Source organism: Aeromonas sp. PS2Canimalfood6, assembly GCF_048276795.1.
GTDB lineage: Bacteria > Pseudomonadota > Gammaproteobacteria > Enterobacterales > Aeromonadaceae > Aeromonas > Aeromonas caviae.
The window spans coordinates 1-12,938 of record NZ_JBLUXC010000082.1 but is presented as its reverse complement, the minus strand read 5'-3'; the positions used below and the strand labels follow the sequence as shown (position 1 = coordinate 12,938).

8 protein-coding genes and 2 pseudogenes are annotated in these 12,938 nt (G+C 47.3%); 6 read left to right on the top strand and 4 right to left on the bottom strand.

The features are described 5' to 3' along the window. Positions 1–394: 394 nt before the first annotated feature. Both ACNPAA_RS19665 and ACNPAA_RS19660 read left to right on the top strand, forming a co-directional pair. On the top strand, positions 395–1,327 hold the full coding sequence (locus ACNPAA_RS19665; protein ID WP_161470441.1) for a hypothetical protein: 933 nt from the start codon (positions 395–397) through the stop codon (positions 1,325–1,327). A gap of 133 nt (positions 1,328–1,460) precedes the next feature. Further along, a complete protein-coding gene (locus ACNPAA_RS19660) occupies positions 1,461–1,970 on the top strand; it encodes a hypothetical protein (protein ID WP_161470440.1) in 510 nt (169 codons plus the stop codon). A 770-nt stretch (positions 1,971–2,740) separates the two neighbouring features. Here ACNPAA_RS19660 and ACNPAA_RS19655 read toward each other — a convergent pair. The 3 genes from ACNPAA_RS19655 to ACNPAA_RS19645 form a co-directional block, all read right to left on the bottom strand. Next, positions 2,741–4,168 carry a site-specific integrase gene (locus tag ACNPAA_RS19655; RefSeq protein WP_161470439.1) on the bottom strand — a complete coding sequence of 476 codons (1,428 nt, stop codon included), beginning with the start codon at positions 4,166–4,168 and terminating at the stop codon, positions 2,741–2,743. 398 nt (positions 4,169–4,566) lie between these two features. Next, complete coding sequence (locus ACNPAA_RS19650; RefSeq protein ID WP_201972735.1) at positions 4,567–6,351, bottom strand: hypothetical protein; 1,785 nt, start codon at positions 6,349–6,351, stop codon at positions 4,567–4,569. Next, the gene (locus ACNPAA_RS19645) at positions 6,348–7,319 is read right to left on the bottom strand and encodes a hypothetical protein (protein ID WP_010676195.1); all 972 of its coding nucleotides are present in this window, start codon (positions 7,317–7,319) and stop codon (positions 6,348–6,350) included. The genes ACNPAA_RS19650 and ACNPAA_RS19645 overlap by 4 nt, the downstream gene beginning before the upstream one ends. Positions 7,320–7,896: 577 nt before the next feature. On the opposite strand from ACNPAA_RS19645, the gene ACNPAA_RS19640 reads away from it, so the two are divergent. The 4 genes and pseudogenes from ACNPAA_RS19640 to ACNPAA_RS19625 all read left to right on the top strand — a co-directional run. Continuing rightward, positions 7,897–8,100, top strand: a complete 204-nt coding sequence (locus tag ACNPAA_RS19640; RefSeq protein ID WP_234839491.1) for a DUF4172 domain-containing protein — start codon at positions 7,897–7,899, stop codon at positions 8,098–8,100. A gap of 111 nt (positions 8,101–8,211) precedes the next feature. After that, entirely contained in the window at positions 8,212–9,030 is an 819-nt protein-coding gene (locus ACNPAA_RS19635; protein ID WP_010676194.1) for a Fic family protein, read from the top strand. Between the two features lie 21 nt (positions 9,031–9,051). Beyond that, positions 9,052–9,201 (top strand): annotated as a pseudogene (locus tag ACNPAA_RS19630) (DUF2442 domain-containing protein); the annotation flags it as partial. 128 nt (positions 9,202–9,329) lie between these two features. Beyond that, a pseudogene (locus ACNPAA_RS19625) lies at positions 9,330–9,443 on the top strand (antitoxin Xre/MbcA/ParS toxin-binding domain-containing protein); the annotation flags it as partial. Between the two features lie 295 nt (positions 9,444–9,738). Here ACNPAA_RS19625 and ACNPAA_RS19620 read toward each other — a convergent pair. Beyond that, entirely contained in the window at positions 9,739–12,603 is a 2,865-nt protein-coding gene (locus ACNPAA_RS19620; protein ID WP_323935259.1) for a tetratricopeptide repeat protein, read from the bottom strand. Between the last annotated feature and the right edge of the window lie 335 nt (positions 12,604–12,938).

Below are 12,938 nucleotides of genomic sequence, written 5' to 3'. Positions count from 1 at the left end.
GATACATGATTGTTCCACCCAGTTGATCCAGGAAAAAAATCACGTAAGTCTAGAAATGAAAAAACCCGTTGAAATTCAACGGGTTATATTTGGCGGTGAGGGAGGGATTCGAACCCTCGATTTTGCTCACAAAAAATGGCAAATCAACCAGTTATGGTTATAAAGCAGCTAAGATATGACAGAGAAGTGTGACACCGTCAAGCATGTAACTATATCGACCTCAAACGAGGCCTATGTGAGTTGTCTGGTCATCTCGGTTATCGAATGTTGGTGATCAACATCAAGGGGAGTAACTATTTGTTCACGCTCTCGCCCTGGGCATGATAATACTGGTGAAGGTGCGGCCCATATGATCGTACTCCCCTGAAATTAAAGAACATTAAAGGATGCATATATGGGGTTGTTTGATTTTTTTAAAAAAAACAAAAGAACTTTGATTCTCACAAGGGCAGATTATGAATTGTGCTCTCGAAAAAGAAGAGAGCAACTAGATTCATTTAGAGAAAAAGCAAGGGCGTATTTGAAGTTCAAATATCCAAACTCCATTATTCTCATGAATAATATACATACAGGCTTTATCATTCTCAATAGAACTATGAATCATATTCACCAGGGGGAGTTTGCAGATTATTACGCACCATTTTTGGCGCATGTTAGACCAGATGCTGAATATCATGAATTAATTGAGGCCCTGTATGATTACAAAGAACAAGTCAACCTCTGGCAAAGTGGTTCGCTGATAAAAGAACACGAATTTTATTATTGTCATGATAGCGACTGGAGCAATGAATTTAATAAAAATGGATTTTATTTAAAGGATGATTATCGTTATGGTGATGTAATAGATGTTGAAAGTCTTTTCGGTATTTCCATTTATTTGAATGGCATTCAAATTGCGTTTAGTTCAATTTGGAGGCGTAAAAGTGCTGGGTATTTTGCTGAGTGTATTTTTAAAGAAATAATTAATTCAAAACAGTCAACTACCACAGGATTATCTGTGATCACTGTTGTTGTGGGTTGCTTTACAATAGCGAATGAAGAGTGCGTGGGTTGCGAAACCCCAAATAAGATTCATTTTGAAATTTACTTTGGTAATGGTGAGGCACTTTCCGACCCCAATTACAACTCAGACTCTAAACAATGCATTATTTCATTACGTGATTTTCTGGATTATGTTGAAAATAAACTTCCAAGTAAAGATAGCCGTATCTATCCCATAAGCACTCCAGAACAGATAGAAATGGAAATTTACGAATGTCATGCAGTTCTTAATGATCAAAAGAGAAAAAAACATCATCCAGGCATTGAAACTATGTACGCTAGGTAGTAATACGCATTTTTTGGGGAGATTAGGCCGCTGATAATACCTAAGTTCGTCTGGCCAAAAGGGAAGTAGACGTAATAAGGGGCTGTTTCCAAAATTGATGCTGTTTGGGTTATGCTTATAAAGGATAGAACAGATGACTTCCTTCGAGATAATTTCATCAAGAAAAAGCGGTCTGCACAGCCGAGAGAGCTACATCGTCATATGCAATAAAGTGGTCTTCCTTCGGATTTTGGGTGAAAATCCACAGTGGGAGCTTATGACAGCAACAGCAAGTGAAGATGATGGTCTAATTAAAGTTTGCAACAACAGGCCACGTTTGGTTCAAGCTGCATGGCGATTAGGGGTTGAAATCAATACAAGACCGGTAGTTAAGTCTGATTGGAAAGATAGGGAGTACGTAAGCATTTGCGTAATAGATACGAAAAACTCCACTGATGTCGACGCAGCTAGAAACGAAATAGACGCCCTGCTATCTCGATTCTTCGAACTATACGATAGCTACCAATCCGCCGAAATGAAAGGAACGGATGACATGCGCGAACTCTACGATGCCCTAGCAATTGATGGTAACGAGAGCGATGTTTATCTCAGCGATGGCGTTTGGTTAAGTAAGGATGGTTCAATGCACGACCGGGGCCGCTAGGGAGCGGTGAGAATAAGTACCCTCTGACTGCTTGTCAGTCTTATTGTTTGCATTTATACCTTACGGGTCTGGGCGGCAGCCCAGGTGGGTTCAGGGTGGCAACCCTGACAAGGCTCCGGTCTGCGCAGCAGAACACCGTACATTTGCACAGCAAAAATGTACGGTGCAGGAGTGACCTTGCTCTTCTAATTTGCCGATATTTATCGTTGGATCTGAATCGCATCTTTATACAGCATTAAAGGGGGTTCGGTTTGCGCCGTACATTTTCAGGCGCCAACAACTCCCTTCTCTTGCTATTGCAGCCTTCTGCTGCATAGTGGATCCAGTTTATTTCCGAGCAGAATCCAGGGGGATTGATGGTGGCCTTTTCTGGTCAAGCAACACCGCGCAGGAAGTGTTGATGGCCAGAAATCTAGCCACCATGCAAAGATCCCGTTGATGTTGCCAATCCAGTATTCCTTCGGCATGAAACATAACTATTCTGCTCTGCCGTATATCGGATGATTTTCACTTTGGCAACCGGGCGTTGCCTGCTATCGGTCATTGCAGCATAACATCGACTTGCCATTCGTTTATTCTCTGGTAGGTAGGCGGTGGAGACCCCCCATTTTTGCACGTAAGTACGCTTTACGGGACAACCGTAAGTACGCAAATCTTAAACCATACTTACGCGCAGCAAGGCGCGTAAGTATGGGGGTGTGTCGAGGGTACCGAGACCGGAACCCCCGCAGTGAGCTTGCGAACGAAGTGGGGTGGAGAACCCCTGTTGCCTACCGCCTCCGAGATGCCTGCGCACTGACTACCGATGCCAGTTCATCACCAAAATCAAGCTGCTCCACCACCTCCTGCAACCGCTGCACCGGGGTCTGCTTGCCGTAGTGGCGATAGGTAAAGCCTTTCTTGCTGTGGCCTACCAGATCGGCCACCACAGGCTCTGGCGTATCCAGCTGTTGCAGCTCGTCGATGATGGCATGACGGAAACCATAGGCGGTGGGTCGTTGCCCCGCAGCAAAGCCGAGCCTGTTCAGATAGCGGGAGAAACGCCCCTCGAAGTTCTTAGTCCACTCGCCAAACTCGCCCGTGGCTTTGCAACTGAACAGCTGGGTGTGACCCTGCTTGCGCCGCTGCTCGACAAAGTGCAGGAAGCCCAGCGCAATCAGCTTGCTGTGGATGGGCACCAGCCGTTGGCTATTGTCCGTCTTGATCGACTGTGCCTCTCCTTTGTCGGTAATATTGAGGCAGGGAATATGATCCCGGTTCACCACATCCCTGACTTGCAACTGGCAGATTTCCGCTGGCCGTGCCCCCGTGTGCAGCAGTACCAAGGGGATCCAGAAGTCATCCACGTTGTCATAGGCGTGTTGGGTGAAGTTGGGCGAGCTGAACAGGGCCTTGAGCTGGGGCCGCTCCCAACGCTGCCGTGGTGTGGGTTGGCTGCGCTTGACCTTGATCTGGTCGAAGGGATTTTTTGGGGTATATTCCAGCTTCACCGCAAAGCCCAGCATCTGGGCACAGGCTGCCTTGTACTCGCGCACGGTCTTCTCTTTCAATCCCTTGCCCAGCACCTGCATAAAGCAATCGACCTGTTTGAACTTGAGCGCCTGCACGAAAAAGGCTGCGCCAACGGCTTGCACCAGCGCATCGGTGCGGGTCTGGAGTTGCTGCACCGAGCGCGGGGAGATGCCCTCATCGCTCTTGCGCTGGATAAACTCGGCCTGTAGCTGGCTCATCGTCACGGGTAGCGTGACACCTGCATCCCTTGGCTGGCGAGGTTCGACAGGCAGCGATGACGACTCTGCGGACACCAGTACGATTGGGCTGGCGCAGTTTGGCTGTATGAGTGCCGACGGCTCATCCATCTGCCTGTCGGGATCGTGGGATGAGGGTATGAGCGCATCACCCAAGGCAAGCATCCGTTGACGCAGACGAGCCAGATCCGGTTCGAGCAGATCACGAAAGCGGGTAATGGGTTGATCGTTATTGGGTTTGATAATGGCGGTTGGAGAGGCAGCCAGCTTGCCAATCAGCTGCTTGAGGCCATGGGCGGCCACCAGATTGCGCAGCGTGGCCTCATGGCGGTCTTTGGTCAGCAGGGAAAGGCGGATTTCTTGGGGGTAGCCCAACTGGCACAGAGCATGGGGGAACGGGACGCGGGTGTAGTAGTTGCCGTGGCGGTTTTTGAGCAGATAACTCGACATAGTGTGACACCTCGATGTGACACCGGTCGATCTGCAAGGCCCCGAAACGAAAAAACCCAATGAAATTCATTGGGTTGATTCACTTTCAATGTGGCGGTGAGGGAGGGATTCGAACCCTCGCTTTTACCCATCACAACTCAAATATAACTTTAAATTTCAATAGCTTACGTTGATTTTTGTCGCAACGAAAACAGCCTGATTGACTCAGACCTTTGTCATGAGATTTTCCGCCTATTTATAGAACAAAATACATAAAAGTCAACATTATTCATGATGGCGTTATTCTTCTTTGTGTAATACATTTCATAGTGCAGGATCTGCCCGGATCCACCGTTCCTGCTGCCAGTGTTCTCCGAACACGCCCCTTGCGGGCCGGCACGCCGGCACATGATACTGGCCTAGTCTTCCCGCTTCGTGGCAGCGAAGCGGGAAGAACCCATTCTTTCTCGCAATGCTGTGAATGCTGCCATTCGGATCGGCGTAGCGCTGTGCTGATTTTTCTCTAACTCATCCAGAATCTCTTCGACCGTAGTTGCATCACAGACCTCAATCAGGCGCTGGCGGAAAAGCCCACTATCAGGATCCATGGTTAGGGATCGTAGCGGGGACATGGTCCGCTCCATACGAAGTGTTGCCCTGATTGGCACGTGCAGTTCACCCAATTGTCGGCTGACGACATGGACTGCGTGATCCTTAAACGGTTGTTGTCGGTCGCCGACACTGCGGTTTCTGAACTTCTCGACATCATCGGAGTAGAGCCAGTAACGGCCAGGCTCCAGCCATAGACCGTGCCGTGTGACAGCCTCGATCTTGAAAGAACCCATCGAATCCGAACATTCGGATTTCAGCCATGTAAGTACTGGTTCGAGATGCTTGGTTGGAAGCGAGAAGTGGATGGAGTCAATATTGGTGTAACAGATCTCGATGTCCGGGGAGCAGTCCAGGATCCGCTCCATCATTTCCAGAAGGACGATACGACCTCGTGCCACGATGCGCTGACCCAAGAGGTGGCAGGCGGAACCATTGCGTAAATTTGGCCCCTGCACGATGGCAGCGCCGTCTTTGGCTTCCAACGTGATACCCTTCCGACCTTGCAACCAGATATCGGTAGCGACTCCGGGTTCATCATCTGGCGGGGAGATGCCATAAGCAGCTCTAAGCGCGCCCATGGCCTGATCTCGCGTCTCGAACGTGCGGTTTGGTCTGGTAGGGCGATTGGCACATGAGGCCATCAGCGTCGCAAGGAACTTTTCCCTATCCGCGAGTGCCTTATTGCCCTGATTGCGATAGCTACGCCTTTTCACAAATGATCGGCACACCTCTTTCGCAAGCGGATGAGTGACAATCTTGTCGGAAATCACAGCGTCGATAAGGTGAATCCTTTGGAAATGCCGCCTGTAGAATTCAACCTCGAACTCATTGAGGTCAACCTCGACCGGTTCATCGAGTCGAGTACGTAGGTGATGACCAGAATGAAAACTACGAAACGGATTGTGACGGATAATAAAGTCGGTTGTCGGTCCTTCAATGATGCATCTGTATAGCCCGGCTGAGAGGATGCCAGCCTCATCGAGATCCATATCCAGACGAACCAACCTCAAATCCGAGGGCTTCGGAAAAAGTTGCTGCATACAAGCAGGGTACATGCTGTTGAAGTCTATCGACACGACGCTTCGATCTATCCGGCGCTCCTCAAGGACAAAGACATCTTGGATCGGCAGATGCCACGCCGTGTAGAACCGAGCATCCAGCACGCTTCTTCGCCGGAGTGCATTGCAGACCGTATTCCATTTCTCGTCGCAGTAGGATGCAGCCGACACCAAATGTCTACCAAACCGGCGGATAATCAACTGAATTGCCTTGAAGCTAGAGGCTGAGTCATTCAGGTATCGCTGCTCTGGCAGCCAAGAGTGGAGGTCCTCCAGCGCAGCTGGCGGCTTGACACCAGGATTTGACAATGCAATCAGATCGGATTCGCGTCTGGTTAACGTGACCGATTGTCGCCCAGAAACAACTTGGTAAGCCTCGATCGGCCGCGTGCCATTCTCGTCTGTAATTGTATATACGTCTGCGGCAATTAGTTGAACTGGATCGGCTACACGCTTCTTGCGCTTGCGAAGCAACACCGGCTCAACTTGAGACGGAAGATCGGCCGGACCATGGAAGCGGTAAACTCTACTCATCTTGATCGTGTGCGGTCTCGTCCGGCTCGCCTCATCCTGATGATCCCGCAGTGGGCCAAGGCCAATTCATTCACTAGCACCATGCGATCGAAACCATCCACTCCATGTGCCAAAGCACGCCTCAGACCATGACGAATAGCATAGGGGTAAAAGTTTAGTAGGGGCTGAACATGGCGCTGGCGCCATGCCCGTATTAACCTACCATTCGTCGTGACTCGAGTTTCATCCTGTCCTGCGGCAGCTCTTTCCGTATCATAAATGACAAGGAGCAATCTCAGTTCTTCAATAGACATCAGTCTGAGTTCGAGTGTGGAAAAGTGCAGGCGAGCAAGGGACAATATAACCCTCATCCTCTCTCGTTCGAGGCTCCCGCCACCAGGATGGATGGGAAAGTCATCCGCGATGCGATGAAGGGCGGCCTGTAACAGTCCAGTGCGGTTGTAAGCAATCATTCCACGCGCTTGGTTTGGATCCAAAACAGCTCTAATACTTACATCGGCATACCGGGTACGTGTGATGCTCTCAGCTACTAGAAACTGATTCACCAAAGCTCTGATGCCGTGCGGCAACGTGGCTGTGAGGGCCAACGAGTAGTCTAGGTGTTCCCAGCGAGCATACCTCGCAATCGCATATGGCCGCCCGAGATCCAGCATCCCCTTGACGAAGCGTGATTCAGGGCTTCGCCTGCCGTCATCCACATGCTGATACAGCTCATCGGACAAGTGCCCAATTGCCATCTCAGCTTGGTGCAAGGCGTGACGCCATTCGGATGGTAAAATGCCTTGTCGGTAGAGTTTTCGCGCGGAAATCGCCTTGCCAGCCAGCAAAGGTAGATCGCCGATCTCATCAAGCTCAAGATCTAGGCGTTCCTGTTCCGCCTCACGCTCGTTCGCGCGGTTGATCGCATCAATGTTGATATAGCCATCTAAGTCGCCAACCCACACAGATAAGCTGTCGCAGTTACTCATGTAGTGACACTCCAAATATCAGCTGTTCTCTGCGGCATCCAATCTTTCCCCCTCCGAATTCCCACCAATAATATTGACACTTTCCGGTCGATGCAATTACAGGTCTCATTAGGGGCTCGCTGGTGGTTTGTTGAGCTAGCCTATATGCATTGGTCACCCAATAAGGGGGTCGTTTGTTGCAAATAATTGAGTAACGTGTGATCACGCTACAAAACAAGAATGGCCCAGTTTCCATAGTTAATGATGAGAACTTTCAGGCTAAACAACGCGCTATGAATCTAGCGCAACTCCCCTCACAGACATCGCACCGAACATCACTGACTACTTCGACTTCTTATTTGGTTATGACTTTCATCGTTTGGAGCCCCTTTGTAATGTTTATTGTCACGAGTGTGCAACATCATCCTACAAACAACATCTCCCTGCTGGTTATTTCCGCTATCTCGGTTATGCCATGAGCCGAATCACTGCTATTATCGGCTCATATTATGAGTCGAATGTGTTTTCGATTCGACTCAGGTGTGACATTTCGCAGTGACAGTCCGAACCCTGCTACGATAAATCACGAGACAAACAGATGGTAACTGACTGGATCTGGCAGCATGAGGACTGGCCAAATTTTTGCTGGCAAGATGAACCGCTACAGCCACGGCTGCGCGTGGCGCACCGTAATATGGGGTATCTTCTCGGCCTCCATTCAGCCCACTGTTCGACACTGGAGCAACAATCCCTGGCACTCGATACGCTGCTGGCCAATATCCTCGCCTCATCGGCCATCTAAGATGAACGACTCAATGCCCAATCGGTACGCTCATCGCTAGCTCATCGCCTAGATATATCGGAGCCTCGGCCCTATCCCACCTCGGCTCGCTCTGAGGGATTGGCCAACTTGATGCACGATGCTATCGACAATCGAAATCAGACTCTGACGCAGAAGCGCCTTCTGCAATGGCATCTCTGGTTGTTTCCCGCTGACGACAGGATATTGCAGCGTATACGCGTGGGTCAGCTGCGCGGTGATGAGCCGATGCTGGTGGTATCTGGGCAACTAGATCAACCAATCGTGCATTTCGAGGCCCCACCACGCCTGGGGCTAGCTCAGGCATTGACCACCTTTATCGACTGGTTTAATACAAGTCTGGATAACCCCTGCCTTGATCCTCTACTGCGTGCCGCTATCTGCCACCTGTGGTTTGTCACGCTGCACCCGTTTGATGATGGCAATGGTCGTATTACTCGTGCCCTCACCGATTTGGCTCTCTCTCAGGCCGATAGCCAGAGCATCCGTCTGTATGCCATGTCGGCGACCATATTCGCGCAACGAGCCGATTACTATCGCGTTCTGGAACAGGTCCAGGAAGGCAGCCTGGATATCACCACTTGGCTTGTCTGGTTTTTGGATGCCCTCAATGCCACGCTGGAGCAAGCTCGGCAGACGTTCACGCGGACCCTGGTCAAAAACCGTTTCTGGCAGCAACGGGGTTCCGAGCGACTGAATGCAGAACAGGTCGAGTTGCTTGATAGAATGCTGTTAGACAGTGACGAGAACGGTTTTTTGCAGGACATTACTGCCAGCCGATATCAGAAGATGGCCGGGGTCAGCAAGGCTACCGCAACACGTCATCTTACTGACTTACTTGATAAAAACTGCCTTGAAAAAGTGCCAGGTGGTGGCAGAAATACCCGTTATCAGATCAAGTTAACGTTATAGAATCCAATTCTCACGCGTGTTGTGGGGTCTCATTTGCTGCGGGGTGATTCGCTACTGCCAGATTGCAACGATTTTCCGTGGTTTAGCGCTGCGCCAGTATCAGCAGTGTTTAATGTTGAACCTTGGGGTTGTGAGGGGTTGCGCTGGCCAGACTTGGACGTAGATCTGCACATGGCCAGTATACAGAATCCGGAGCTATACCCACTCATCAGCCAGGTGGCACCAGTGCTCCCCGCAGTCATGGAGGTTGCCACTGCGATGTATGATGGCGATGACGTCGCACCCTACACTGGCTACAAACCCCGACAATGGCCTTGGGTGGCACTCGTCCGATCAACTATCTGGATTCACCCGAACACATCCAGTATGTGCTTGATCTCATCGGGCGTATTGAGCGCGGAGTCCTGAGCTAAAGACCAAGCTCGGGTATGATATTGGATTGGTTGACATCAAGAGACCCAGTAGAGCCATATTGAGTATTCATAAAGCGAGGAACATCTACATAACTAGGGCAGTTGGCCCAGCACAGGCTTGGGTGTCTCTCTGGAGCCACAGCCAGCGGCTGCAACAGAGCAGAATGACGGAGAGACAGCCTCATTTAGGGACCCAAAAAAACCCTACCTGATATCAAAGAAAGCGCGCACTAAAATGCGCCGAATCAAGACACCGGAGTGGACCGGTGTCAAATGATAACTAAACTTGTGTAATCTATCGATATTTAACTCGAGAGCGTTTAACGGTAACATTTTCACCATAGCCAAGCTTAGCTAACCTATGACGAACATCCCATATCATAGCGTTGTAATCCTCAGCTTTTGGACCAACTATTATCTCAGTGTCAGCCGCAGTGAATAGTGAACATCCTGGTAATTCGCAAAAGAGACGCTTCGGTGAACGCTCATCCCCTAGAACTACCTCGTCATATAAAGAATGTATTTCAATAGCTCTTACTTCTCTTTCGGATGAATAGTTTTCATCCTTATAAAGATAAATTATATTTATAAATGCATCTGTTATATACTTGCGGGAAATCTCCTTCCATTTTGAAGCATCCTCAGGCTCACTTTCTTCTATTTTCATTAAACAGCTGTCTAGCCTTGTAAGAAGCGGATAAAAAAGACTGAGGGTTTTCACTATTTCATGATCATCATACTCTACCCGATAGTAACGTGGATTAATGCTTTCATTTTTATGAACAAATGGTTCGGTTAGAGACAAGATATCATTGTTTGGTTGATGGAGATCATTGTTTTCTATTTTAGATAATGTGAATGGAACACCCATTATTGATGGCGATTTAAGATATAGTTCATTAGTTCCATGGACAGGTAAACTAATACTAACTCCCTTGCCATCATTACCATAAGCACGCCATAAATCGAGACTATCAGAACGTTGTGTAAATGATGCTGTGAATACAGATGCAGGCAAGCTTTTTACAGTGATGGCGTTGTCAATTTGATGGAAATAGCCGCCTAACTCATCATCAAACCACTGTGACAATTTCTCAGCAGCTCTGCTCGCACAACTATTTGACTTGTCATTAAAATCTAGTAAACGTCTTCCTTCCGATGGGTCATTCATATAGCTAACATGATAGCAACGAAGTACATTCCTGCTGGCATTATTGTTTTCAGATTTGGAAAGTAATTTTTCAAGCACATCATATCTGGTGAAATGATATAATGTTGTATCAGTAGTAATAAGGTGTTGTGCTTGTTTCCATTGAGCAAGTAATCGAATTAAAGCTAGTAATCTAACTATTTCATCGTCCTCACCTCGTTCGAGGGTGGGGGATGCTATTTCGTTCATTTCACTCTTAATGTATGAATCCAGCCACATTGGTGGATTTGGAATGGCATTGGTATGAAAATCTTCTTCTGAGATCCTCTCAGACCAATCCTTAAATTGTGTGCTGTGATACTCCATACCATTATTAGTGTTGACTTTAGCAACGCTTGAATATAAATAATCGAGTTCTACAAGAGCTACCCAACCAGTTTTAACTCCCAACAAAGCTGCATTTTCATACCATTTTTTTGCTTGCTCAATATCTTCCTTAGTTCCATTTTGTTGATATATAGTTGCGAGATTAAACATAGCATCAGCATGGCCATTATCGGCAGCTCGAAGCCACCAAGTAGATGCCTCTAAAGAGTTTTTATGTGTGCCTTCCCCTTGCTGATACATTAAGCCAAGGTTAAACATAGCTGCTGCATGACCTTTATCAGCAGCTTTTTTCCATAGCTCTCGTGACAGAGCAAGATCTTGGTTAATACCAAGACCCTGTTGATACATTAGGCCTAGGTTTACCATTGCGCTGGCATCGCCTGCATTAACTGCTTTCGTAAGCCAATAATATGCCAAGTTATAATCTTGTTTAACACCTAGCCCTTGCTTATACATTAATCCTAAGTTAGCCATTGCATCGCAATTGTCTGTATTGGCGGCCTGCTCCATCCACTTAAATGCTTGAGAATAATCTTGGTTTGTGCCATCGCTTTGAAGATACATTAGCCCTAAGTTGACCATCGCACCAACATTGCCATAATTTACAGCTCTCTCATACAGATCTCGTGCTTTTGTGAGATTTGAGCTTATACCTAGACCTTTTTGATAGATTAATCCTAAATTTACTAATGCATTAATGTTGCCACCCTCGACTGCTAGCTCAAGCCACCTAAATGCTTCTTGAAAGTTCTGAGTTACACCAATACCTTGTAAATACATTTTACCTAAATTGCCCATCCCACTAGTATCACCAGCTTTAGCTGCCCGCTCGTACCATATTTTTGCCTGAGTGAGATTTATTGAAACACCTAAACCTTGATGATAAAGGCAACCAATGTTGAACATTGAACGAGCATTTCCTGCATTAGTAGCCTGTTCATACCACATCCTAGCTTGCTCAAAACTTTGAACTACACCATGGCCTTGTTGATATATCACCCCAAGAGCATCCATTGCAATACTGTTGCCAGCGTTAGCTGCCTGCTCAAAAAACTCTTTGGCTAATAAAAAATCATTTACAACTAAGTCTCCATGAAAATACATCAATCCGAGACTTAACTTTGCATTATCATTCCCTGCATCAGCTGCTTTTTTAAACCATTTTAGCGCTAAGGAGGTATTTTGAGGAGTTCCAAGACCTTGCTTATATATGACCCCTAGATTATACATCGCATTAGTGTTACAAGCTTCCGCGGATTTTTCGAACCAACTCAATGCTATAGAAGAATTGGGGGGGACACCACATCCATTTTGATACATTAATCCTAGATTGAACATTGCTCCAGGATCACCAGCATCAGCAGCTGTCTGATAACATTTATGGGCATAATCGAGGTCTTGTTGAACACCAAGCCCATGTTCGTACATCGCACCTAAATATCTAAGCACAGAGGTGTCGCCACCCTCAACCGCCATCTCATACCAGAACTTTGCTAATTCATAATCCTTCGGAACAATAATGCCATCTTGATAAATCAAACCTAAGTCAAGCATTGCGTTAACATCACCATCATGTGCTTTCCTTAGAATATTTTTTAGTGTTTTTTTATTGTCACGTACCATTGTCATCTCTTTTATAAATTGTCATTCGATTCAAGCCGGTTTCATTTGGCTCATTTGTATAATTTTACCTATGCAACTTAAATAATGTTCTCATCGTAATAAAAAATCATCATTTCATAAATCGGCCAAGATCATTACTTCCGCAGCCTAAAGACTTAAACATTTTAGACTTACTTACAACTACTTCAAGCCTTAATCATCCCCTCATATGGGCTAGGGAAGGTGCGAATAAGCGGGGAAATTCTTCTCGGCTGACTCAGTCATTTCATTTCTTCATGTTTGAGCCGATTTTTTCTCCCGTAAATGCCTTGAATCAGCCTATTTAGACCGTTTCT